This is a genomic window from Rikenella microfusus DSM 15922 (assembly GCF_000427365.1).
Taxonomy (GTDB): domain Bacteria; phylum Bacteroidota; class Bacteroidia; order Bacteroidales; family Rikenellaceae; genus Rikenella; species Rikenella microfusus.
This window is the reverse complement of record NZ_ATXW01000001.1, coordinates 86,214-110,181: the sequence shown is the minus strand read 5'-3', so window position 1 is coordinate 110,181 and position 23,968 is coordinate 86,214. Positions and strand designations below refer to the sequence as shown.

General features: G+C 57.2%; 23 protein-coding genes. 7 read left to right on the top strand and 16 right to left on the bottom strand.

Annotation, left to right across the window (positions count from 1 at the left end):
• Entirely contained in the window at nucleotides 1-1,341 is a 1,341-nt protein-coding gene (locus tag RIKMI_RS0100485; RefSeq protein WP_027290030.1) for an MATE family efflux transporter, read from the bottom strand.
• Nucleotides 1,342-1,433: 92 nt separating this feature from the next.
• Between RIKMI_RS0100485 and RIKMI_RS0100480 the strand changes: the two genes are divergently transcribed.
• Complete coding sequence (locus RIKMI_RS0100480; protein ID WP_027290029.1) at nucleotides 1,434-1,844, top strand: OsmC family protein; 411 nt, start codon at nucleotides 1,434-1,436, stop codon at nucleotides 1,842-1,844.
• Between the two features lie 202 nt (nucleotides 1,845-2,046).
• Here the strand turns inward: RIKMI_RS0100480 and RIKMI_RS0100475 are convergent, their stop codons facing one another.
• A complete protein-coding gene (locus tag RIKMI_RS0100475; protein ID WP_027290028.1) occupies nucleotides 2,047-2,607 on the bottom strand; it encodes a cupin domain-containing protein in 561 nt (186 codons plus the stop codon).
• A gap of 101 nt (nucleotides 2,608-2,708) precedes the next feature.
• Nucleotides 2,709-3,560, bottom strand: coding sequence for a glucosaminidase domain-containing protein (locus RIKMI_RS0100470; protein ID WP_440590517.1), 852 nt, complete (start codon nucleotides 3,558-3,560; stop codon nucleotides 2,709-2,711).
• Between the two features lie 339 nt (nucleotides 3,561-3,899).
• Here RIKMI_RS0100470 and RIKMI_RS0100465 point away from each other — a divergent pair, with 339 nt between their 5' ends.
• On the top strand, nucleotides 3,900-4,505 hold the full coding sequence (locus RIKMI_RS0100465) for a DUF4254 domain-containing protein (protein ID WP_027290026.1): 606 nt from the start codon (nucleotides 3,900-3,902) through the stop codon (nucleotides 4,503-4,505).
• Nucleotides 4,492-5,586 carry a glycosyltransferase family 9 protein gene (locus RIKMI_RS0100460; protein WP_245584919.1) on the top strand — a complete coding sequence of 365 codons (1,095 nt, stop codon included), beginning with the start codon at nucleotides 4,492-4,494 and terminating at the stop codon, nucleotides 5,584-5,586. The genes RIKMI_RS0100465 and RIKMI_RS0100460 overlap by 14 nt, the downstream gene beginning before the upstream one ends.
• Nucleotides 5,587-5,645: 59 nt before the next feature.
• Here RIKMI_RS0100460 and RIKMI_RS0100455 read toward each other — a convergent pair whose 3' ends face one another.
• The 11 genes from RIKMI_RS0100455 to RIKMI_RS0100405 form a co-directional block, all read right to left on the bottom strand.
• On the bottom strand, nucleotides 5,646-6,869 hold the full coding sequence (locus tag RIKMI_RS0100455; RefSeq protein ID WP_027290024.1) for a 6-phosphofructokinase: 1,224 nt from the start codon (nucleotides 6,867-6,869) through the stop codon (nucleotides 5,646-5,648).
• A gap of 115 nt (nucleotides 6,870-6,984) precedes the next feature.
• On the bottom strand, nucleotides 6,985-8,058 hold the full coding sequence (fbaA, locus tag RIKMI_RS0100450; RefSeq protein WP_027290023.1) for a class II fructose-bisphosphate aldolase: 1,074 nt from the start codon (nucleotides 8,056-8,058) through the stop codon (nucleotides 6,985-6,987).
• Between the two features lie 64 nt (nucleotides 8,059-8,122).
• The gene (locus RIKMI_RS0100445) at nucleotides 8,123-8,509 is read right to left on the bottom strand and encodes a thioesterase family protein (protein WP_027290022.1); all 387 of its coding nucleotides are present in this window, start codon (nucleotides 8,507-8,509) and stop codon (nucleotides 8,123-8,125) included.
• Nucleotides 8,510-8,512: 3 nt separating this feature from the next.
• On the bottom strand, nucleotides 8,513-9,724 hold the full coding sequence (locus RIKMI_RS0100440; RefSeq protein ID WP_027290021.1) for an FprA family A-type flavoprotein: 1,212 nt from the start codon (nucleotides 9,722-9,724) through the stop codon (nucleotides 8,513-8,515).
• Nucleotides 9,725-9,750: 26 nt separating this feature from the next.
• Nucleotides 9,751-11,184: a monomeric [FeFe] hydrogenase gene (locus RIKMI_RS0100435; protein WP_027290020.1), complete on the bottom strand. Its 1,434-nt coding sequence runs from the start codon at nucleotides 11,182-11,184 to the stop codon at nucleotides 9,751-9,753.
• A gap of 9 nt (nucleotides 11,185-11,193) precedes the next feature.
• The gene (locus tag RIKMI_RS0100430; RefSeq protein ID WP_027290019.1) at nucleotides 11,194-11,445 is read right to left on the bottom strand and encodes an NADH-quinone oxidoreductase subunit NuoE family protein; all 252 of its coding nucleotides are present in this window, start codon (nucleotides 11,443-11,445) and stop codon (nucleotides 11,194-11,196) included.
• A 76-nt stretch (nucleotides 11,446-11,521) separates the two neighbouring features.
• Entirely contained in the window at nucleotides 11,522-12,715 is a 1,194-nt protein-coding gene (locus RIKMI_RS0100425) for a SpoIIE family protein phosphatase (RefSeq protein ID WP_027290018.1), read from the bottom strand.
• Complete coding sequence (locus RIKMI_RS0100420) at nucleotides 12,696-14,390, bottom strand: [Fe-Fe] hydrogenase large subunit C-terminal domain-containing protein (RefSeq protein ID WP_027290017.1); 1,695 nt, start codon at nucleotides 14,388-14,390, stop codon at nucleotides 12,696-12,698. The genes RIKMI_RS0100425 and RIKMI_RS0100420 overlap by 20 nt, the downstream gene beginning before the upstream one ends.
• 273 nt (nucleotides 14,391-14,663) lie before the next feature.
• Nucleotides 14,664-14,867 carry a CDGSH iron-sulfur domain-containing protein gene (locus tag RIKMI_RS0100415; RefSeq protein WP_027290016.1) on the bottom strand — a complete coding sequence of 68 codons (204 nt, stop codon included), beginning with the start codon at nucleotides 14,865-14,867 and terminating at the stop codon, nucleotides 14,664-14,666.
• A 51-nt stretch (nucleotides 14,868-14,918) separates the two neighbouring features.
• Nucleotides 14,919-15,449 carry a (4Fe-4S)-binding protein gene (locus RIKMI_RS0100410; RefSeq protein WP_169715480.1) on the bottom strand — a complete coding sequence of 177 codons (531 nt, stop codon included), beginning with the start codon at nucleotides 15,447-15,449 and terminating at the stop codon, nucleotides 14,919-14,921.
• Nucleotides 15,442-15,762, bottom strand: coding sequence for a hypothetical protein (locus RIKMI_RS0100405; protein WP_037291190.1), 321 nt, complete (start codon nucleotides 15,760-15,762; stop codon nucleotides 15,442-15,444). The genes RIKMI_RS0100410 and RIKMI_RS0100405 overlap by 8 nt, the downstream gene beginning before the upstream one ends.
• Before the next feature lie 150 nt (nucleotides 15,763-15,912).
• Here RIKMI_RS0100405 and ligA point away from each other — a divergent pair, with 150 nt between their 5' ends.
• The 4 genes from ligA (at nucleotide 15,913) to lpdA (ending at nucleotide 21,220) form a co-directional block, all read left to right on the top strand.
• Entirely contained in the window at nucleotides 15,913-17,964 is a 2,052-nt protein-coding gene (gene ligA, locus RIKMI_RS0100400; RefSeq protein ID WP_027290013.1) for an NAD-dependent DNA ligase LigA, read from the top strand.
• Between the two features lie 76 nt (nucleotides 17,965-18,040).
• Entirely contained in the window at nucleotides 18,041-18,928 is an 888-nt protein-coding gene (gene dapA, locus RIKMI_RS0100395; RefSeq protein ID WP_027290012.1) for a 4-hydroxy-tetrahydrodipicolinate synthase, read from the top strand.
• A 93-nt stretch (nucleotides 18,929-19,021) separates the two neighbouring features.
• Nucleotides 19,022-19,801 (top strand): DUF4919 domain-containing protein, encoded by a 780-nt coding sequence (locus tag RIKMI_RS0100390; protein WP_027290011.1) that lies wholly within the window; start codon nucleotides 19,022-19,024, stop codon nucleotides 19,799-19,801.
• Nucleotides 19,802-19,822: 21 nt separating this feature from the next.
• The gene (gene lpdA / locus RIKMI_RS0100385) at nucleotides 19,823-21,220 is read left to right on the top strand and encodes a dihydrolipoyl dehydrogenase (protein WP_027290010.1); all 1,398 of its coding nucleotides are present in this window, start codon (nucleotides 19,823-19,825) and stop codon (nucleotides 21,218-21,220) included.
• A 324-nt stretch (nucleotides 21,221-21,544) separates the two neighbouring features.
• Here the strand turns inward: lpdA and RIKMI_RS0100380 are convergent, their stop codons facing one another.
• Both RIKMI_RS0100380 and RIKMI_RS0100375 read right to left on the bottom strand, forming a co-directional pair.
• On the bottom strand, nucleotides 21,545-22,849 hold the full coding sequence (locus tag RIKMI_RS0100380; protein ID WP_027290009.1) for a hemolysin family protein: 1,305 nt from the start codon (nucleotides 22,847-22,849) through the stop codon (nucleotides 21,545-21,547).
• A gap of 27 nt (nucleotides 22,850-22,876) precedes the next feature.
• The gene (locus RIKMI_RS0100375; protein ID WP_037291188.1) at nucleotides 22,877-23,887 is read right to left on the bottom strand and encodes a hypothetical protein; all 1,011 of its coding nucleotides are present in this window, start codon (nucleotides 23,885-23,887) and stop codon (nucleotides 22,877-22,879) included.
• Between the last annotated feature and the right edge of the window lie 81 nt (nucleotides 23,888-23,968).

The window sequence follows — 23,968 nt, the reverse complement described above, 5'->3', positions numbered from 1 at the left end:
TCATATTTTTTTGCTCTGCCAGTCGGCTTTGCGCATGTAAAGGTAGGCCAGCGCGAACATCACGGTGCCGTACAGGTGTTCCGTCGTCCAGCACCACGCCACGTCGGCACGCAGGCGGATGACGACAATATAGACATAGAGGGCGTAGGCGGCTATGGCGGCCATTTCGAGCGTAAAGGCGGCGCGGGTGTTTCCGGTACCCGATACGGTGTTGAACCATACGAATGCCGAGGTCTGGATCAGGTAGGCCGAGGCCATGACCAGCAGAGCCGGTACCGAGGCGTCGATCAGCGGGAGGTTGTCGGTGTAGATGCGCAGTATCAGTCTCGGGCACAGCATGATGATCGCCAGCAGCGGAAGTACGATCATATAGCACATCCGGAGGATCCGCCATACGGTGGGCATCACCTCGCGGCTCTGCTCCGCTCCCATCATGTTGCTGACCAGCGAGCTGCTGGTGGTGGCGAACGAGCTGACGATGATGAACAGCAGGGACGAGACGCTGCGCACGATGTTGGTTACGGCCAGCGGCCGTTCGCCGAGGTGTTCGACGGCTATGAAAAACAGGAACCAGGTGCTGACGGCGACGAATTGCTGTACCATCGTCCACGACGACAGGTTCAGCACGTGGCCCAGTTCCCGGAGGCTGAAACGGGTACGGCGGAACAGGTCGTATTTGCGCCAGTCGATTTTCCGGGAGGTGTAAACGACGAAAAAGACGAGCGAGACGAGTTCGGCCACGGACGATGCGATGGCGGCGCCGGCGATACCCAGCGCGGGCAGGCCGAATTTGCCGAAAATCAGGCCGTAGTTCAGCACGACGTTGCTCAGTACCATAACGACCGAATTGATCGTCAGGATTTTGGTCCGGGTGATCGCGACGTAGTAGGCCCTGAAAATCACGGCCAGGAAAATGAAGAAGAAACCGTATATGCGCCAGTTTAGGTATTCCAGCGTAGCGTGGTAGATCTCGGCCGAGGAGATCAGTTTGCTCAGGATCTGCGGGGCGAACAGTTTGGAAAAGGCGAATACGACGGTGGCCAAAAAAAGCAGGAACAGGGCGCTTTGCTGGAAAATCGGGCCGATTTCCCGGAACCGTTCTTCTCCGTTGCGTCGTGCCATCAGGATTTGCGCCCCTACGCTGAATCCGAACCCGAGCATGAAGACCGCGATATAATATACGCCGCCCAGGGCGGAGGCGCCGAGGGCCACTTCGCCCGCATGTCCGCCGAGACGACCCAGGAAAGCGGTGTCGGTCAGCCCGATCATATGCTCCATCAGCAGGCTGAGCAGGATGGGAAAAGCGACGTGCCAGATATTCCGATACGTATATTTTACCATATGACTTTAAATATTTTAGGGGAAAAAGGATTGCAAAGATAGTGAAATATCGTTTATCTTTGCTCGGAACAAATCACTAAAAGAGTTATAATATGGCAATTACGGTTCATACCCGTTACACGGGCGGTTTGCATACCGAGGCGGAACATTTGCAGTCCGGAACTAAAATCACGACCGATGCGCCGGTGGACAACGGCGGCAAAGGGGAGTTTTTTTCGCCTACCGATTTGCTGGCGACGGCTTTGGGCAGCTGCATGCTGACGATCATGGGCAAGGCGGCTCAGACGCACGGTTTCGATATCGACGGCACGGAGGTGAATATTTCCAAAATCATGGGTACGGCTCCCCGCCGGATCGTGGAGGTGGTCGTGGAGGTGACGTTCCCGTCGGATTACGAGCCGAAAGTGAAAAAGATTCTGGAACTGGCGGCGCATGAGTGCCCGGTGGCCAATTCGTTGCATCCCGACCTGAAACAGACGTTCGTCTTCCATTACGGGAAATAGAAACCGCAGTCTTTTGGGAACGGAAAAGCGCCTGTCAAAACAGGCGCTTTTCCGTTTTAGTCGGGGTATTCTTTGTGCCTGAACGATCCTGCGGCGCCGCTTTGTCGAAACGTTCGGACAGACCGGTGCGCCGGAAGTTTCGACTATTGCCGAAAACTCGATCAGGAAAACCAGTGTAAACCGCGTGTCGATTCCGTTCAATTCAATGCGCGGGACGATAGACCGCCCCTTTGAGCGCGTCGTCGGAATAGACGTGCAGGCTGTGTCCGGTATCGCTCAGACAGGTGATGCGGTGTATATGGTTGTCGAAAGCCCCGGGATGTCCTATGGCGAACAGAGCGGCGGGTTTGTCGATGACCAGCGTGTCGGTCGGACGTATGCCGTTTTTTTCATCGGGTTCGAAAATCTCCACCCGGAAGACGCCGTCGGCGAAATGATAGCCGGCAAACTGCGGATGGGCATGGACGGCGGTCGTATTGCCCGCCTGCCAGCTCATCAGGATAGCCTCCCAGCGCGTTTCGGGACATCTGCCGAGATAAGTCCGCACGTAGGAGGCTGCCGAATAGTCGGTGAATTCGTTCAACGGATGTTCGGCCAGCCATTCGAGTACGTAGGATTCGATCGCTTGGCCCAGTTTGCGGTCGATCGGGCGGTCTCGCACGATGGCCAGCAGGTTGTCGAAAAAGGGCGCGTAACCGTCGGCGGCTGTCGAAACCAGGGAAGATTGTCCGGCGAGAGTAGCCGGGGAAAGGGGTGCGGACATGGCGGGTGATTTTTGTATGTACAAATGTACACCTCTCCCTGCTCGGCCGGTTCAGTCTAAATACTTAAAAACGGATCGGTAAAAATACGCAAACGGTATCGTTACCGCAGCCGTAACTGCTGTCCGACGCGGGGCGGGAATTTTCGGGTCGCCGGATTCATTTTTTGCAGTTTTTTCAGCTTGATCCCATATTGCTGCGATACGGAGTGATACGAATCGCCGCTGTCGATGGTATGGACTGCGGCCGACGACGACCGGTTCCGCTTAGGCTCGATATAGAGCGCTGTCCCTTCCGGCAGCGGGAACGAATTTTTCAGGTCGTTGATTTTGAGCAACCGTTTGACCGAGAGGCCGTATTGCGCCGCGATCGAAGCGAAGCTCTCGCCCGTTTGCGAAACGATGTATTTTACACCGTTGTTTTTCTCGACGGTGTGTTTGGGAGCCAGCGGTTCGTTCAGTTCCGCTTCGGCGGCTTTCCGCTCTTTCCGTCTGGCGAGCAACCCGCCTGCACCGTTCGGCCGGTCGAGTTGGTAGAGCCGGTTCTTCTCGATCAGGTCGATCAGCAGTTGAGGATATTTCGGGTTGGTGGCGTATCCGGCCGCTTTCAGTCCGTATGCCCACCCTTTGTAGTCGGTGATGTCGAGTTTGAACAGGTCGGCATATCGGGGCGATTCGGTCAGGAATTTCGAGTGGTCGCGGTAGGAGTGCTCGGCGTTGCGGTATTTGCGGAAGCATTCCCCTTTCGCATCGTCGTCGTGGTAGATTTTGGCGCCGGTCCACGAACCTTTGCATTTGATGCCGAAGTGGTTGTTGCCTTCCACGGCGAGCCGGCTGCCTCCGTTGCCCGATTCGAGCAGCCCTTGGGCCAAGGTGATGCTGGCCGGGATGCCGAATTCTTCCATGGAGCGGATGGCCATGTATTTATAAGTATCGATGTATTCCTGCGTGGTCATTTTGTATTGTGCCCGCCCGACGGTCGGCAATAGCAGGAATAAGAGGTACAGGGCTGTTCGGTTCATGGAGAGGATCGGAATGTGGGTACCCGGCAAAAATAGGAAATATGGGGCTTTCCGGCAAAATTCTCCGAATGGGGCGGGAACCTAATCCCGGCTCGGGCCGTTGCATGCGTTTTCCATCATCGCATGCTCCGGCTCGCTTCGTGAGGCGATGTTTTCGGCCGGCGACGGCGCGTCCGATGCATGGGAAGAGGCTGAAAATGTCTAAAAATTATACACTTCGATGCCGCAAGGTAAATCAATTGTCTTATCTTTGCTACCGCAAACGAAAAAGTTATGATATTCACTGCGCTCTGTAACCGTATTTTCCGGCAATCCATCGAAGATTATCACCGGCATGACCGGGTGGATACCCCGATCGCCAACCCTTATCCGGCGGGAAGTATCGAACATCTGCTCTATCACAAGAACTGGATCGATACGGTGCAGTGGCATCTCGAGGACATTGTCCGCGATCCGGAGATCGACCCGGCGGCGGCCCTGGCGATCAAGCGTCGTATCGACGCTTCCAATCAGGAACGGACGGATATGGTGGAATATATCGACGGTTATTTTCTCGATCGGTACAAAACCGTAACGCCGGCGGCGGATGCGCGGATCAATACCGAAACGCCGGCCTGGGCCGTGGACAGGCTTTCCATTCTTGCCCTGAAGATTTATCATATGCGGCAGGAGGCGGAACGAACGGATGTCGAACCGGAGCATCGCGAGGCATGCCGTGCGAAACTGGACGTGTTGCTGACCCAGCGTACCGACCTCTCGCAGGCCATCGAGGAGTTGCTGACCGATATCGAGGCGGGACGCAAATATATGAAACTCTACAAACAGATGAAGATGTACAACGATCCGGCTCTGAATCCGGTGTTGTATGCTAAAAAATAACCGGAGAAAGGCTGTGAAAGGCGTGCCGACGAAAATACTGGCGATTCGTTCGTCCGCTATGGGAGACGTGGCGATGACCGCTCCGGTGCTGGCCGAAGTGGCACGCCGTTATCCGCAGACGGAGATCGTATTGCTGACGCGCGGTTTCTACGAGCCTTTTTTCGACGGTATTCCCAACCTGACGTTCCATAATATCGACCTGGCCCGCTATCACCGGGGGCTGAAAGGATTGATCCGCCTGTACCGCGAGTTGCGCCGGACATATCCGGATGTGGGGGCGGTCGTGGACTTGCAGGACAAGATCTATTCCAAACTCTTGCGGAAATTCTATTCTTTCCGCGGCGTCAGGTCTTATCATATCGATAAGGGGCGGGCGGAAAAGAAAGCGCTGACGGCCATGCCCGGCAAGGGTAAGGCGATACGGCCGCTCAGGACGAGCGTCGAACGGTATGCGGATGCGTTCCGCGAAGCCGGTTTCGACCTTCCGCTGGTCGTTGCGGATCTGTCGTATTACCGGCAGCGCAGGCCGGTCCCGGCGGGGTTGGAGTCGGCCGGTCGTGACGGAGAGCTGTGGATCGGGATCGCTCCTTTCGCTCAACACAAGGGCAAGGTCTATCCGATGGAGAAGATGCGGGAGGTGGCGCGGATGCTGACCGGACATTATCCGGAGGCGCGGATATTCATTTTCGGCGGCGGAGAGGAAGAACGCAGGTTGGCGGAGGAGGCGGCCCGCGAAACGCCGGAGGGGCGTTGCCTGTCGGTGGTCGGCCGGTTCAGCCTGCGGGAGGAGATCGACCTGATAGCCAACCTCGATCTGATGGTGTCGATGGACTCTTCGGCCATGCACATGGCTTCGCTGGTCGGGATACCGGTCGTTTCGGTCTGGGGAGCGACTCACCCGTATGCGGGATTTTTGGGCCTGGGACAGGATCCCGGGGATGCCGTGGGGCTGGATATGCCGTGTCGCCCGTGTTCGGTCTATGGGCATAAGGAGTGCTGGAGGGGCGATTACGCCTGTCTGAACGATTTGCCGCCGGAACGGGTCTTCGAACGTATCGCGGCGCATCTGGACAGAAAATAAACAAAGCCTTTCCCCTGAAAAGGGAAAGGCTTATTTTGTCATTCGAATCGTTCGGCGGATTATTTGTCCCACTCCAGAATTTTCAGGAAATCGTATTCCTCGGGATTATCGACGTATTTCGAGGCCCCTTTGTAATCTTCCGGTGTGATGTAATGCAGGTTGTTCTGTATGATCTGCTGCACTTTCCGCGATTCCACGTCCACCAGCCGGGGCATGATTTTGCCGTCTTTGTCCGCCACGCTGTCCATGAAGAGCGGTTCGACGGACCCGTCGCGGCCTACCGTTACCATACATCCCGTGTGTCCCGCTTCGTACAGTTCGTAAACGCCCAAGCCCAATTGGGTCGCGTAAGAAAGGTCGTAAGCGATCGGGCGGCAGCAGCGCAGTTCGTATCCCATTTCGTTCGGGCGGCTCTTGACTTTGATACGCAGGGTCTTGAGTTTTTGCTGGACGAGCATGTTGAAAATATGCGATTTGCTGACGTTTCCCAGTTCCGGATGCCCGTGTTCGTCGTAGGTGAACTGAACGCCGGTGTTGATGACCTCTTCGTCGGTCATGAAGTGGAACACGCCTTCGGAGATTATGGCTACACCGTAGGGGATCCCCATCAGGCGGCGTTTTACCATCGAAGAGATAACCAGGCGGGCGATCTTGTCGAACGTGATCGGCGTCTTGTTGAACATCTCCGGGATAACGATCATCGGATAATGGCAGGCGGCGCCGATACCGAATGCCAGGTGCCCCGCTTCGCGTCCCATGGCGGATACGACGAACCAGTTGCCGCTGGTACGGGCGTCTTCGTAGAGGGTCGTAGCCAGTTTCACGCCTTCTTCTTTGGCGGAGTTATAACCGAACGTCGGATATCCGGCCGGCAGCGGCAGGTCGTTGTCGATCGTTTTCGGCACATGGATGCTCGATACGTCGATTCCTTTCTGTTTCAGGAACTTGGTCAGCCGATTGGCGGTGGAGGCGGTGTCGTCGCCGCCGATGGTCACCAGTACCTTGACGTTGTAGCGTTCGAAAAAGTCGGTACGGAATTCTTTGTCGGCCGGTTTGTAACGGCTCATTACGAGCGCCGAACCGCCCCGGCAGTAGATATTGTCGGCCGTCTCGAAATCGAGATAGACGAAATCGGGTTCGTCGCTCACGAGGCTTTTGTAGCCGCCGTTGAGTCCGATCACTTTGTAGCCGTTCTGGCTGAATATCTTGGTCACGGAGCTGATGACCGTATTGATGCCCGGCGCAGGCCCCCCTGCGCAGAGTATGGCTACTGCATTTTTCATAATGGTTTGGGGGTTAGTTTGTGAAAAAATTTAGAATTGACGGTCCGATAAGAGAACAGCCCCGACATGTCGGGGCTGTTCGAGGGTTTGTCCGTACTGTCTTTTCCTTGGAAAATTACAGAACGTTTACGCAGTTCAGATTGTCGAAAGCGATCTTCATACGTTCGATGATCGAAGTTTCGCCGGCACGGAGCCAGTTGCGCGGGTCGTAATATTTCTTGTTCGGTTTGTCCGGACCTTCCGGATTGCCGAGCTGACCTTGCAGATAGGCTTCGTTTTTCTTGTAGAATTGGCGGATACCGTCCCAGAACGCCCATTGGGTGTCGGTGTCGATGTTCATCTTGATAACGCCGTAGGTGATCGCTTCGGCGATTTTTTCCGGTTCCGAACCCGAACCGCCGTGGAACACGAAGTTCACCGGTTTGTCGGTGGCGGTGTTCAGTTTCTTGTGGATGTAGGCCTGGGAATCGCGCAGGATCTTCGGTTCCAGCACCACATTCCCCGGTTTGTACACGCCGTGCACGTTACCGAACGAAGCGGCGATGGTGAAATTCGGGCTGATCTTCATCAGGGTTTCGTATGCCTGGCAGACGTCTTCGGGCTGCGTGTAGAGTTTCGACGAATCGACGTGCGAGTTGTCCACCCCGTCTTCTTCACCGCCGGTGATCCCCAGCTCGATTTCGAGGGTCATGCCCATTTTGGCCATGCGGGTCAGGTATTTCGAGCAGATTTCGAGGTTTTCGTTCAGCGGCTCTTCGCTCAGGTCGAGCATGTGCGAGCTGAACAGCGGCGTACCGGTTTCGGCGAAATGCTTTTCGCTGGCGTCGAGCAGGCCGTCGATCCACGGCAGCAGTTTCTTGGCGGCGTGGTCGGTATGCAGGATCACCGGCACTCCGTAGGCTTTCGCTACGGTATGTACGTGTTTGGCGGCGGCGATGGCTCCCAGCACCTGCGCTTCCTGGCCTTCCAGCTTCAGCCCTTTGCCGGCGACGAAAGCGGCGCCTCCGTTGGAAATCTGGATAATAACCGGCGAATTGACCGCAGCGGCCGATTCGAGCACGGCATTGATGGTATCGGTTCCGGTTACATTGACTGCCGGGATGGCAAATCCTTTTTCTTTGGCATAGGCGAACAACTGCCCTACTTTGTCGCCGGTGAGAACCCCTGCCGGAAATTTTTTGTCGCTCATTATCGTTGGTATTTTGTAAGTAATGTTTGTCTTTTCCTGGGAATTTCTTTCTCCAAATTTACGATTATTTTTCGATTTTGCTCATAAATTTTTCGACGTTCACGACGAAACGGGCGTGCGTACCGCCGCCGATCCGTGTTCCCGACGAATCGGAAGCGCTGATCTCGAAGTCGATCCGCCGGCCTTCCACGGCCGTCACTACGGCCGTGGCGGAGACGGAGTCTCCTATGCCGGTCGCCCGGTCGTGGGTGATGTTCAGCGAGATGCCGACGCTGCTTTCGGTTTCGTCCAGCAGCGGAGCGATGGCCGAAAGGGCCGCATTTTCCATCAGGGCGGCCATGGCCGGCGTGCCGAGCACCCGGAGGTCGCCCGAACCCAGCGCGACGGCTGTGTCGCCCTCCCCTACTTTCAGTGTCGAGGTGTGGGCCGTACCGATCGTTATCTCGCGCATGGTTTACTCGTGTTTGGAAAGTCCCTCGGCCATCCCTGCGGCGATCGCGTCGCAGGCCGACAGTTTGTCCGGAGTCGGGGTGCCGAAAACATCCACCGGTTCGGCGACCAGGGGCCAGCCGATGGTTTCGGCGAATGTCTTGAGGTTCCGTACGCCGCCGCCGTTCCAGCTGTAAGAACCGAACAGTCCCAGCAACTTGTCCTTGACACCCATATGCAGCAGTTCGGTAGTCAGTTGTTCCACTTTCGGGAACATGTTGGTGTTGTAGGCGCAACTGCCCAGAACGACCCCGCGGTAACGCCAGATATCGTTGATCAGGTACGAGAGGTGAGTTTTCGACGCGTCGTGTACTTTGATTTTCTTGATGCCCGCTTCGGCGCATTTGCGGGCGATGTAATCCGCCGTGGCGGCGTTGTTGCCGTACATCGAGCCGTAGATGATGACCACTCCCTCTTCGGCTTCGTAACGGCTCCATTTATCGTACAGATCGACCACTTTGCCCGGATTGCTTCGCCATACCGGGCCGTGGAGCGGGCAGATGACGTTCAGCGGCACGCCGTTGAGCTTGCAGAACGTTTTTTGCACCATGTTGCTGTATTTGCCGACGATGTTGGAGTAATAGCGGCGCATTTCGCTCAGGTATTTTTCTTCGAAGTCGGCGATTTCGTCGTCGAAAACGGCTCCGTCCAGCGTGCCGAACGTTCCGAAAGCATCGCCCGAAAAGAGGATATGCTCGGTCGTGTCGTAGGTCATCATCGTTTCGGGCCAGTGTACCCATGGGGTCATGACGAACCGGAGTTTGTGGTGTCCCAGTTCGAGCGTGTCGCCGTCTTTGACCTCGGCCAGGTTTTCGGTGATGCCGTAATAGCCTTCGAGGATCTTGAAGGTCTTGCAGTTCCCCACGATCCGCACGTTCGGCCAGCGACGGACGATGTCGCCGATTTCGCCCGAATGGTCGGGTTCCATATGATTGACGATCAGGTAGTCCAGATCCTTACGGCCGTGTTCGCCCAGCAGGTGTTCGATCCATCCCACGTAGTCGCCGCCCGTTCCCATCTCGATGGTATCCAGCAGCGCGGTCTTTTCGTCCGTAATCAGATAAGAATTGTAGCTCACTCCGTCCGGCAGCGGCCAGAGGTTTTCGAACAGTTCCTTGCGCCGGTCGTTGGCACCCAACCAATAGATCCGGTCGGTAACGTTTACTTTCAGGTTCATATCGAAGTAGTTCTAAATAGACATTGTTATTTGGCGAGTTCCTTGACCTGCCGGGCGGCGACCTTCGGGTTGGCGATCACGTTGCAGCCGTTCACGCATCCGCCTTCGCAGGCCATGACCTCGACCATGTTGCCCGGGCAGCTCCGCGCATAGCTTTTCAGATCGCGGATGGCCTGTTTGTCGATGCCGTTGATGACGATCGGTCTGATCCGATCTTTGTATTCGGCGGGCAGCTGCCCGGCCACGGCGCTCATCACCCCTTCGCTCGCCGCATAGCCGCGGCTGCTCGGCATGATCTTATCGTCCAGTTCGACGGCCATGTCGTCCGTGAAACCTTCCACGCCCATCGCTACGAACATCGTGCCCAGCTCCTCGAAACTCAGCATCAGATCGACGTTCGGATCGTAATAGGCTTCTTTGCGCTTGGCCACGCACGGCCCGACGAAGACGATCGTGGCGTCCGGGTACCGTTTGCGGGCGATTTCGGCCGCATAGTACATGGGACTGCGGGTGTGCGAAACGAAAGGCGCCACTTCGGGGACATGCTTGTGCGCGAGCATATAGTAGGATGGGCAGCATGAGGTCGTCATGAAAGCCTGTCCCTCTTCGAGTACTTTTTCGGCGAATTCGGCCGCTTCGTTGGTCGTGGTCACGTCGGCTCCTTTGGCGACTTCGATCACGTCGTCGAACCCCAGTTTCCGGACGGCTCCCATAATGTTGGCCAGCGAGGTGCGGAACTGTCCGGCTACGGCCGGGGCTACCAGCGCTACGGTCGGCTTGTCCGAACGGAAAGCCTTGAACAATTCGACCAGATGCGATTTTTCGACCACGGCGCCGAACGGGCATGCCGAGAGGCAGCGGCCGCAATAGATGCATTTTTCGGGATCGATGTGCTCTTTTCCCTGTTCGTCCTTGCTGATGGCTCCCACCGGGCAAGACTCTTCGCACGGTACCGGGATGTAAACGATGGCGTGGAACGGGCAGTTTTTCATGCACAGGCCGCAATTGACGCATTTGGCGGGGTCGATGTGTGCCTGTCCGTTCACGAAACCGATTGCGTCTTTGTTGCAGTTCACTTCGCAGGGGCGTGCCACGCATCCCCGGCACATGTTGGTCACCACGTAATTGACCTTCACGCAGGCCGAGCAGGCGTCCGTCATCACCGACAGCGGGTTTTCCGAAACTTGTTCCCGCGCGAACGCCATGCGGGTATATTCCGCCAGCGAGGTCATTTCGTCCTCCTCTTCGTCGATCCCGAAGCCGAGCACGCCCATGGCGCGGTATTTGAGCATCGCGCGGTCCTTATAGATACAGCATCGAGAAACTTCTTCGTATCCTTTGGGCCGCATCTGGTATGGAATGCGGTCGATGTGCTCTTCCAGCGTGTTCTCGTGCAGGAGTCTGATGATGCGCGTGAGCAGTTCGCGGCGCAGGATCATGGTATTGTTGGTGACGGCCATGGCGGTACGTTATCCGAGTTTCTGTTTGATCGTTTCGACTACTTTGGCGACGGTGGCGCCGGTGACGAGTTCGTCGCCGACCAGCACGAACGGGGCTTTGCCTTTGCCCTCCTGATTGCAGAAGTCGAGGCAGGTCGCTCCCCGGATTTCCACCCGGTCGGTCAGCGATTCGGGCAGGTAGTCGCCCAGCAGTTGGAGTTCGGATCCTCCCATGATGTAGCAGAGGGTTCCGGTGCAGATTCGGACGGTCAGTTTCTCCATAAACGGTCTTTTCTGTGAGGGTTCAAAGGTAATATTTTCCGGCCGATTTTCCGGCATGTTCCGGGGCGGGAACGTTTCAGAGGTATTCGATCCGGGTCTCTTTCAGGAATTTGATTTCGAGCAGACGGGCGATCTCTTTGATGACGTTGCGGCGCAGCTCGAGTTCCACCGGTAGCGCCGGATCCTGGTGCAGGGGGTTGATCCGCGTGCCGACCATGAAGTCTATCCGGTCGTGTCCGAGCAGGATACGGGCCAGCTCGAAATCGGTGCCCTGGCCGGTCAGTTCGGAGGAGACGGCCTGTTCCAGCAGGCTTTTGACCCGTGCCAGGGTCAGCACCCCTTCCGTAATCAGGCCTACGCCCGGCATGGACGAGGTCGGAGGCAGGCCGGAAATGTCGCGCCGCAGGTTTACGCTGATTTCGCGCCTGAGTTCCCGGGCTACGATCGCCGCCGTGGTCCCGCCGCAGATGACGGTCGTTCCGCTCCACTCTTTTACGCGTTCGGCCAGTTTGCGGTCGTTCGTTTCGTTGAACGGAGGGCCGGAGCAAAGCAACAGGCGGCGGGGCTGGCGGAAATAGACCGACAGGCAGCTCAGGTCGCTTTTGGGTACGAACAGGTCGTTCGCTTCGGCGCGGTTGATGACGGCGGTCGATAGTTCGCGGGCCGAAATATCCGGCGTCTGCTTGAGTATGCCGGCAACGGTTGCCGCCAGGCCGGCCCGTGTCCAGCCGTCGGGCAGCCGCTGTGTCCCGGTTCCGGAGCGGATGACGCCTTTGGTGAAAAACAGGATGCGGTCTTCGGGGCGGGCATTGAAACGGCTCAGGCGGATGGTGTGTTTTCGGCCGTTACCTGCGGTAATGGTCAGTTGTTCGCCCGGTATGTCCTCCTCCTCGTCAGGCGTTCCCTGCCGGAAAAGCAGGAACGGGGGAGTTTCGTATTCCGCGACCGCGACCGTCCCGTCCGGGTGTATGTCGGCTACGGCGAACGAGGCGTCGGTCTGGCTGCCCCGCCCGCCGAAAGTGTTCAGCACGGATTGCGCGGCCTGCCCGATCGGGGCGTTGTGCTGGGCGTAGCTGACGATCATGGAGGAGATGACCGAGGCGGTTACGTTGGCCTGGATGCCGCTGCCTCGCCCGTGGGTCAGCACCAGTAACGTGCGGCCGTCGTCGGTACGGCGGCTCATACAGACGTCGCCGTTGGCGAAGGAACCCGTTTCGGTCCGTTGGCAGTTCTCGGCTTCGATGAAGTATTTATTTCTTTCCGGATTCATCGGCGGCTGCGGTAACGATGGAATTGAGTATGGCTTCCGTCCGGGAAGCGTTCTCGCCCAGCAGACAGGCTATCTGTTGTACGGTTTCGAGGTTCTCGCGGATCACCCGGCGGGTGCGTTCGATCATTTCGTCGCTTTGGATGCCGCGGAGGGCGAGGTTGCTGACCAAGGCCCCGGCCAGCCGGTGCGGCTCTACGGTGAAAGCTGAAATGTGCAGCAGTTTTCCTTTCAACCGTATGTCTTGTTCGGCGATCTCTCCGCCGGAGTCCAATACCTGACGCAACAGGTCGGCGAAGGGTGCCAGTTCGCGCAGATCGGCTCCGTGCAGGCCCTGGCGGGAGTCGAACAGCTGTTCGGCCTGCGGCCCCAGCAACCGGGCCGCGTTGCGGTTGGCTTCTACGATTTTCAGGTCTGCGTCGGTCAGCAGTACGCCCGACGGCATACGTTTCAGCAGGGACGAAAATTTCTTTTGCGCCAGCGCGCGCGTATAGCTCAGGCACATTTCGGGTTCGGCCCTGCCGATGCACAGGGCGCGGGCGAATTCCCGGCAGGTTTCGTAGCCGCAGCCGTTGCAGTTATGCATGTCCCGTTCGGTGAATTTCCCGATAGAGGCCAGTGCCGCGTCGATTTGCGATGCGGCTACCCGGAACCGTTCCGCCGGCCGGGGCGGATATGAGGCTACGGTCGGTATGAACGGTAGTTTGTAAACGGGGTTTTCGGGTCGGCGTTCATTATAGTAGCGTTGGCGGGCCCAGGTACGGGCTACGGTCGGGATATCCTTTTCCTGTTGAGTCTGTGCCCCGTCGCAACCGCCCGTACAGCCGAACAGTTCGAGCAGGATGGGTTCCCGTCCGTCCGCGGCGGGCCATACGGCGGTTTCTTCGAGGATTCTCCGGATGGCTTCCATGCCGGAGAAAGTGAAACGGCTGGCGATACTGTCGGGCATGCGGTGCGGTTGGCAGTCCGCTTCGCCCGGTTCGAAACGGTAACTGTCGTTACCGGGAATCAGGTCGAATTCCACGCCGTCTTCGTGCATCCACCGTCTCAGTTCGTCGAACGTGACGACGGCGTCCAGTTCGCTGATTTCGTCGGGATTGGATTTGGCTGCGATGCAGGGGGTGATATAGACTACCTTGGTCGTTTGTCCCTGCCAGTGCCGGATCATGCGGGCATGGAGCACGGCCGGATGCGCCAGCGGCAGCAGCCGTTCGGCCTGTTCGGGATAGTGGTACCGGATCAATCGGACAGCGACGGGGCAGGTCGTGGAGATGGCCAGACGCGGATGGCGTTGCAGTTGTTCCCGTGTGGCTTCGTCGTATTTGACATGACCCAGCAGGGTTTCCCCCACTCCGGAGAATCCGAGCAGGGTCAGCGCTTCGATGAGACGCTGCGGCACGATGCCGGGGAACGACCCGATCCACGCGGGGTCGAGCGATGCGAAAACTTTGTCCGAGGTTCTGAGCAACCGGCGTACGGCGTCTACGTCGTCGCGTACGGAGATCATGCCGTGCGGACAGGCTTTCCGGCAGGTCCCGCATCGGGTGCATTCGTCCTGGGCGATGGAAGCCCGGCGGTCGCGGATGATAATGGCGCCTGTACTGCACGCCCGCACGCAACGATAACACCCCGCACATCGGTGCGGGGTGATACGGATCGAATAGTTGCTCTGTTCCATGTGTGCCAAGTTACTCTATTTCCGGCAAATTCGGAAATATTTTCGGCACTTATGCATAAATGTCCGGATAGATCGCTTTCGGCCTGGTATCGACCGGGGAATATCCCTTCCCGAATACATTTCGGTATCCCAAGTGTAATAATCGAGTTCCGGGTATTATCGAAGTGTATGGTCGGGTTCCGGGAAAAGAATCGGGATGGCCTGCGTTTTTCCTATGCAAACAGTAACTTTCGGCCGGTACGGAAAATATCCGCATTGCGATGCGCGGTTTTTCTACGGTTTGCCGTGAGAACCGTCGCAGAACGGTTGGTTGCCGGAACGTCCGCAGCGGCAGAAAGCTACGCCGGAGTGTTTTTGCGTTTGGTCCGGTACGAACGGTTTGCCGTCCGGGCCGATGACGGTGAAATCACCTTTGATAACAGCGGGGCCGCCGGGCAGGATTTTGATTTCGAGCCGGTCGGTTTCGGTATTTTCCATAGGATTGCGGTTTTCCGCGGATAGGGGCAAATAACATGCCCCGTTCTGCGGTTATTTGCGGAATCCCGCCTTGAAATGGGCGCCGTCGCAGAACGGCTGGCTGTCGGACAGGCCGCAGCGGCACAGCGAAACCATTTTCAGTTTCGATTGGATCGGGGCGCCGTTTTCGTCGATCATGTCGAAGCGTCCTTCGATGACCAGCGGACCGCCCCGGCGGAATGTGATTTTCGCGGCGGGAGTCACGCCCTCTTTTTCGGCAGCTTTGGCCGCGGCTTCTTCGTCGGTCGGCGCGGGAAACAGCCGCGTCAGGTTTTTCGTATCGAACAGCTTGGGGGAGTTTTCTTTTCCCGGGGTTACGGCCGAGGGGTCGTTCCAGAAAAAAGTCAGCGCCTGTGTCGGGCAGCGTTCCACGACGTCTATGATCTGCTCCGTTGCGGCCCCTTCCATATTGACCCACGGCCGTTTGACCGGGTCGAACACTTTGCGCAACGATGTGAAACAAACGCCTGCATGGATGCACTCCGCAGGCTGCCACACCACCGTGATGGTCCCGTTGCTGTATTTGCGGTTTCTGTTACTCATCGTCATCGTCGTCCGGAGAGTCGGCTATCTGGTCCGCTCCGGATATTTCGTCGTCGTCATCGGCGTAATAGTCCTTGTCGAGGTCTTCTTCCGGTTTGGTGTCTATCTTGACATCGACTTTGACCAGGTAACTGATCTCTTCCGTCTCGAACGGCACTGCGTAGAAGAAATCTCCTCCCGGTTTGTCGATGCGGATCAGCGCTTCGCTATACCCGTGGGGATAGGTTGCCCTGAAGGCTTCGATCAATTCCGGACTCAGATTCATATAGCTGATTATCACACGCTTCTTTGCATTTGCCGCTTTGCTTGCCATAGTGCTTCGTAAGTAGTCTTGTCGTTGAAAATTTTTTGCAAGTATAAGCAAAAAATAGAACCTCCGAAAAGTTACTGCATTTTTCTTTGAACAAGCTATTGTTTACCTTTGGGAGCCGTTGTGCGGCTTCAAGAAACGGATGATCTGTCTATGAACGAGGTAAAGCAAAAAATAGACCATTTGCGCCGGGTGCTCGACCGGCTGAACCATAATTATTACGTCCTGAACGCTCCTTCGGCCGAAGACCGCGAGTACGACCGCCTGATGGCCGAGCTGACGGCGCTGGAGGCGGAACATCCGGAGTTCGACGATCCCAATTCGCCTACCCGCCGGGTGGGGAGCGACCTGACCCGGGAGTTCGAACAGGTGAGGCACCGTTACCCGATGCTTTCGCTGGCCAATACTTATTCCGAGGAAGAGGTGCGCGAGTTCGTGGCGCGTATCGACAAGGAGACGGACACTCCGGCGGCTTACTGTTGCGAATTGAAGTTCGACGGTACGGCGATCAGCCTGACTTACGAAAACGGGCGTTTCGTCCGGGCGGTGACGCGGGGCGACGGTACCGTGGGCGACGACGTTTCGGCCAATGTGCGGACGATCCGCAGCATCCCGATGAACCTGATGGGCGAAGGATGGCCGGCTTATATGGAAGTGCGCGGCGAGATCTATATGCCGCACGAAAGTTTCGGGCGGCTCAATGCCGAGCGGGCGGACATCGGCGAAGAACCGTTCGCCAATCCGCGCAATGCGGCGGCAGGAACGCTCAAGCAGCAGAACTCGGCGGTCGTGGCCAGACGGGGGCTGGATGCGGTGCTCTATGCCGTACAGGCGGACGCTCCGGTGGCGCCGTCGCATTACGGGACGTTGCAGATGCTGAAAACGTGGGGATTCAAAACTTCGTCGGCGGTCAGGCTGTGCCGTTCCGTGGACGAGATCATGGAGTACATCCGGCATTGGGATACGGAGCGGCACGCGCTGCCTTACGAGACCGACGGAGCTGTCATCAAGGTGGACGATACGAAATTGCAGCGCGACCTGGGGGCGACGGCCAAAGCCCCCCGATGGGCGGTGGCCTATAAGTTCAAGGCGGAGCAGGCCTCCACGCGGCTGGTCTCGGTCGATTTCCAGGTCGGGCGGACGGGAGCCGTTACTCCGGTGGCCAATCTGGAACCCGTGCGGTTGGCCGGGACGACAGTCAAAAGGGCGTCGCTCCATAACGCCGAACAGATCGAATTGCTGGATATCCGTGTCGGAGATACGGTTCTGGTCGAAAAAGGAGGCGAAATCATACCGAAAATCGTGGGGGTCGATCTGTCGCGGCGGCCGGCGGACAGCGTACCTTTCCGTTATATCACCCATTGTCCGGAGTGCGGAACCGAACTGGTGAAAGAACCGGACGAGGCGAAACACTACTGTCCGAACGCGACGGGCTGTCCGCCGCAGATCGTGGGCCGGATCGTGCATTACATTTCCCGCAAGGCGATGAATATCGAAGGGCTGGGAGACGAAACGGTGCAGCTTCTGTATAACAACGGTCTGTTGGGCGACATCGCGAACCTGTACGATCTGGAGGCGGAACATCTGGTGCCATTGGAACGTCTGGGGCAAAAGTCGGCGGAGAATATTATCAACAGCATCGCCAAATCGCTGCAGGTACCCTATTCGCGGGTGCTGTTCGCCATCGGGATCCGGTATGTCGGCGAGACGACCGCCAGGAAACTGGCGGCGGCCGTCCCGTCGATCGACGCCCTGATGAGGGCTTCGCGCGAAGAGTTGCTGGAGGTCGAGGAGGTCGGCGGCAAGATCGCCGACAGCATCGTCGCCTATTTCGCCGATCCGCGGAATGTGGCGATCATCGACCGGCTGCGTCGGGCCGGCGTACAGCTGGAGGCGGTGCAGACAGAGAAACTGTCGGAGTCGCTGGCCGGTAGAAAAATCGTGATTTCGGGCACTTTCGAACATTTTTCCCGGCCGGAATTGAAAGAGCTGATCGAACGTCATTCGGGCACCAATCAGAGCAGCGTGTCGAAAACGACGGACTATCTGCTGGCCGGGGCCGGTATCGGGCCGAAGAAGTTGGAAACGGCCGAAAAACTGGGCGTGCGGATTATTTCCGAAGAGGATTTCATGCGGATGATCGGAGCTAAGAATACCGAAGAATCGGAAACATTGTTAAAAATCCAACAGCCGACTTTATTTTAGTGGAAAAAGACGGTGAGGCGGTACACCGGGCGGGAATAACCTTAACTTTGCGGAATCAAAAAACGAAACTGTTGTCATGTCAATCAATCTCAAGGGTGTAGGCGTAGCGCTGGTGACGCCGTTCACGGACGGCGGGGAGGTGGACTACCCTGCCCTGACTTCGCTGATCCGGCATATTACGGCCGGAGGGGTCGATTATATGGTCGTGTTGGGTACTACGGGAGAACCGGCGACCATGACGGCCGAAGAACGGCATCGGGTCGTGCGGCACTGCGTGGCCCACAATCCGGGTAATCTGCCGATTGTGGTCGGTATCGGAGGAAACAACACCGCGGAGGTGATCCGTACGTTGCAGACGTTCGACCTGAGCGGCGTGAGCGCGGTCCTTTCGGTGACGCCTTACTACAACAAACCGAATCAGAGCGGGCTGTACGCCCATTTCAGCGCGGTGTTGGAAGCGTCGCCGCTGCCGGTGATCCTATACAACGTGCCGGGCCGGACAGGGGTCAATATGACGGCCGAAACCACGCTCAGGCTGGCGCATGCGTTCCCGGGTAAGGCGATCGCCGTGAAAGAGGCTTCGGGGAATCTGTCGCAGGCGGCTTATATCCTGCGCGACCGGCCGGAAGGGTTTTTCGTGCTGTCGGGCGAGGATAACCTGGCGCTGGCGCTGGCCGCCATGGGGGGCGACGGGGTGATTTCCGTATCGGCTAATGTTTTTCCCGATACTTTTTCGTGCATGGTCCATGCGGCCCTGGCCGGAAACGTGTCCGACGCGATTCCGCTGAACCTGAACCTGCACGAAGTGACCGACCTGCTGTTCGCCGAGGGGAATCCGGTAGGCGCGAAAGCGGCTTTGGCCGTCAAGGGGATGATCCGGAACAACCTGCGGCTGCCGCTGGCTCCCGCCAGCGAAGCGCTGACGGCTAAGATCCGCACCCAGATCGACAAATACGGTTTATAGCCTGCGGCTCCCTGCGGGGAGTACGGTTTTTTCCTTATATTTGCCCTGCCGCGGCCGGATGAACCGGTGCGGCAGGGCTTTTCTTATCGAACCATGCGGAAAATCATCACTTTCGTCGCTGCCGTTTCCATCCTGGCCGGCTCGGTACGTGCGCAGACTGCCGATTCGCTGACCGTATCCGCTCCCGATTACGAGAAGATAGCGGCCGAGGTCGCGGATATGGCCTCTCCCTATTATTATCCCAGATTGATAGGACGTTATGAGAAGGGGGACACTACGCTGACTCTCGACGATTTCAGACATCTCTATTACGGTTATCCGGAACAGCCGGGGTATAAGCCGTTGCTCAGTTCGCCGTATGCGGATAGCCTCGATAGGGCTTTCGGTAAGAAAACGCGGCTGGAGGCGGACGATTACCGCCGTGTGGCCGGTTTCGCCCGGGAGATATTGAAAGAGGAGCCGTTCAGCATGCGCGACCTGAATGTGCTGGCTTTCGCCTACCAGATGCTCGACGAGCCGGAGCGGGCTGCCGTTCAGATGTTCAAGATCCGGGGAATCATGGAAGCGATCCGCTCGACCGGAACGGGCCTGAAAGAAGAGTCGCCGTGGTACGTGATTTACATGCGCGATGCGGAGGATGTGCTGAACCTGATCGGGGCGCGCTTTACCAAATTCATCATCCTGACCCGGAGCGTGGAGTATGCGCCGGTCTATAACATGCCTGACAAGAGAAATAAGGGTTATTATTTCGATTACAGCGAGGTTTACAAGCGCCGCCCCGACTATCTGGACGAGTTGCCGAAACAGAAACGCAAGTTCGAAGTCAATCCGCTCTATAATCCGCGGTCGAAACAGAATATTTTACCGAGATAATTCACATAAAACGAGAAAAATATGTCATACGATGTGATCGTGATCGGCAGCGGGCCGGGAGGATATGCGGCGGCGATACGGTGTGCGCAACTGGGGCTGCGGACTGCTGTGGTCGAGCGGGCCGAGCCGGGAGGAACCTGCCTGAACTGGGGGTGCATTCCGACCAAGGCACTGCTCAAGAGCGCCGAAGTATTCCGGTATGCTTCGCATGCGGCGGATTACGGGGTCGGCATCGCCGACGGGGCGCTGAAACCCGATTTGCCGAAAATGGTCGAACGGAGCCGCACGGTGGCGGAACAGATGAGTAAGGGGATCGATTTTCTGCTGAAAAAAAACAAGGTGGAGGTGATCGTCGGAACGGGGGCGCTGACCGATGTGCCGCACACGGTGGAGGTGGCAGCTTCCGACGGGGTTACGACCCGGTACGAAGCCCGGCATATCGTTTTGGCGACGGGAGCGCGGCCGAGGGAGTTCCCGTTTATTCCGGTGGACGGAGAGCGGATCATCACTTCCCGGCATGCCCTGACTTTGAAAGAGCTGCCGGCTTCGATGGTCGTGATCGGCTCCGGGGCTATCGGGGCCGAGTTCGCCACGTTTTTCAGCACGTTGGGAACCCAAGTGACGGTTGTGGAGTATGCGCCGAACCTGGCTCCGCTGGAAGACGAGGAGATTTCCAAACTGCTGGAACGTTCGTTCCGTAAGGCGAAGATTGCAGTGATGACCGGCACCGAGGTGAAAAACGTGACGGCACACGGGAGCGGGTGCACGGTGGATGTGGTCGGCAAGAAGGGAGAACAAGTGCTCGAAGCGGAGGTGGTTTTGTCGGCGGTCGGAATCGCCGCCAATATCGAACATATCGGCCTGGAAAAGGCCGGCGTCCGGACGGAACGGGGCAAGGTGGTCGTGGACGAGCATTACCGGACTTCGGCGGAGGGCGTTTACGCGATCGGGGATATTATTCCGACGGCTGCCCTGGCCCATGTGGCGACGGCCGAGGCGATCCACTGCGCCGAATTCATCGCCGGTAAGAACCCTTCGCCGGTAAACTATGCCGTTATTCCTTCGTGCGTCTATACGACGCCGGAAGTCGCGTCGGTCGGGATGACCGAGGCGCAGGCATCGGAGCGGGGTTATACGCTCCGGATCGGTAAATTTCCTTATACCGCTTCGGGCAAGGCGACGGCGGCCGGCAACAGGGACGGCATGGTCAAACTGATTTTCGATGCGGATACCGATCGTCTGTTGGGGGCGCACCTGTTCGGGCTGAATGTGACCGAAATGGTCGCCGAACCGTCATTGGTCCTGACGCTCGGTGCGACGGCGCAGGATATTATCCGGACGATCCATTCGCATCCGACCATGTCGGAAGGGATTATGGAAGCGGCTGCGGCTGCACACGGGGAGGCGATCCATCTGTAGGGGTCTTCCGCAGGCAAGTGTATATACGACTATTTATCCAAAATCGGGTCATGCTCTCTCTCCGACCGACCCTGCGGTACCGCTCGGCGCACGGGATCGGGAGTTTTCTCCGGGAGGGAGCGGGCCGATATATACGAAAAATCAAGGCGTGCATATAAAAAGGTACTGACCTTTCCGTATTTTATGCAACGCACCCCCGGTCGCCATAAACAGCGGCCGGGGGTGCGCTTTTTAAGACTTATGCGTTTTATCGAACATTCGGCCGTTGTATGATGCACAAAGATAGTGTAAAGCCGTATGTCATGCCCTTTGACGCATCCGACTTTAAGCGTACTGTTTGTCCGGTTTCCGGACCGTGACGAGCAGCTTGTCCACCCGGCTGGCGTCCATATCGACCACTTCGAAATGCAGGTTGCGGTAATCGAACTGATCCCCTTCGACCGGAATTTGGCCCAACATGAACATGGACAGGCCGCTCAGCGTGTTGAAGTCCTCTTTCTGCAAATCGTCTATCGCCACGATGCCCATCTCTTCCATAAAGTCGTCCACGCTGTAGGCCCCGTCCACCAGGATGGAACCGTCCTCGCGGACGATGTAAGCCGGTTCGTCCGTCCCGCCGCTTTCGTCCGGCACTTCGCCCAGGATACTTTCGGCCAGGTCGTGTAACGTGATCACGCCTTCGATCATGCCGTATTCGCTGATAACGGCGGCGAAACTGCATTTATGCTGTTTGAACAGCTCCAATACCCGGTTGGCAGGCAGGTTCTCCGGTACGAGCAACGGTTCGGCGGCGACGGTTCGGAGATCGAAAGCCGTTCCTTCCCTCCACAGGCTGATAATATCTTTGACCGACACCATGCCGATGATGTCCGAGGTCGATTCCCCGCAAAGCAGATAACGGCTGTAATGGGCCGTGGCGATGGTTTCCAGTACCTCTTCCCTGCTCTGCCGGGTGAACAGATAGACCAAATCCTTGCGGTGGGTCATCAGTTCGTTGGCGTGTTTGTCGGTAAAACGGAATACGTCCTGGATCATTTCGGTCTCCTCTTTTTCGAGGATTCCCTGTTCGGTGCTTTGGCGGATGATCATTTTGATCTCGTCTTCGGTCATGGACCGTTCGTCGCCGCCTTTGACGCCGAGGATTTTATTGACCAGCCTGGTGGATATGCTGAGCAGCCATACGAAAGGGTAGGAAATCTTAGTCAGTCCCTGCATCAGGGGGGTCAGCGCCGTGGCTACCCGTTCCGGATTTCCCAATGCGATCGATTTGGGAACGAGTTCCCCGATAATGAGGGACAGGTAGGTGATGAGCGCTACGACGGTGATCATGGCCAGGTCCGTCGCATAGGGGGCCAGGAAAGAGATTTTCTCGAAGATCGGTTTGACGTCGTCAGCCAGCGCCACACCCCCGAATGCCCCGGAGACGATGCCGATCAGCGTGATGCCGATCTGGATGGTAGAGAGGATTTTTTCCGGCTCGTCGAGCAGCCGGAGCGTCGTTTCGGCTTTGCGGCTGCCCCGCGCCGCTTCGTTTTTGAGGCGCGCCCTGCTGCTCGATACCAGCGCGATTTCGTACATGGCGAAGACGCCGTTCAAAACGAGCAGCAGGACGATTATGACTATTTCCATTGTCCGGTAACGGTTTTTGATAAAGGGTTACCGGGCGAATATAACGTTTTTCTGCGGACGTGCAATGATCTCTTCGTCATCGACGAGGATTTCGTCTTCTTTGTTGATAGCGATATTGCCTGCGGGACCGTCGTTTCCGCAGGGGATGGAAAATATTTTATTGACTTTCCTTTTAATCGAGGTCGGTGTGGCGATGTCGCGGAAGACGATCCTTGTTCCGTCCGACTTGAACCAGGTGATCGCGATCGGAATATCTTCCGAGTAGTCGTCGGCCGTCCAATCGTCGGAATTCAGCGAATGTTCGAAAGTGAAGATCTTTTTGGTGACGGCGTCGGGGGCATCCGGGGTCACGGTGAGCAGCGGGGCGCCTCTCATTTCGATTTCGATGCGTCCTTCGGTAAGATCCTGCGGGACGACCGTGAGTCCGAAACATACCCACTTCAGGTCGATGGCCAGTTCCGTGTCCCCGGTAGGCGTAAAATTGTCCGCTACGCCGTAGAACCGGCTGATCGGCGGCCGATTATAGCCGGTCGGTTCGTCGTCTTCCTGGTTGATAACGGCATAACCCGAGTTCAGTTTTTCGATATATTGGACGGTGGAGGAGATGAATCGGTTGGTCGTTTTTCCGGGTGCTCCGCCTGCCCCTCCGATGACGAACGGCTCCTGATAACCGCCGTTTTCTCCTTTCGCGATCAGGGAGGCGCCGTCCGGCACCATCGTCATTTCGATTTTATACGTGTTGCCTGTTTCCAATTCGAGGTTCATATCGTTTTCGTTGTCGAAAATCCCGTATGCGTATTTCCCGTCCTTACCGCCCAGGGAGCTTTTCCGATATACTTGTACGGCATACAGGTCGTGCGGCGTTCCTTTGACCATGGCCAGCGGTTCGTCGTTTTCGTCCAGCATCCGTTCCCGGTCGATTTTCAGCCGCACGGAACAGGTAGGGCCTTGCGGCAACGGGTCGGGTTTGTCCGTCCTGCAGGATATGAAAAAGACTGACATTGCCAGTATGAATGCGGGGAAAAGGTTGTTTTTCATCGTATTGGGAATATGTTAGTAGATTTCAAACTTACAGTATTGTAGCGAAATATTGCATTTTTGTGACTTTCAGGAAAGCGA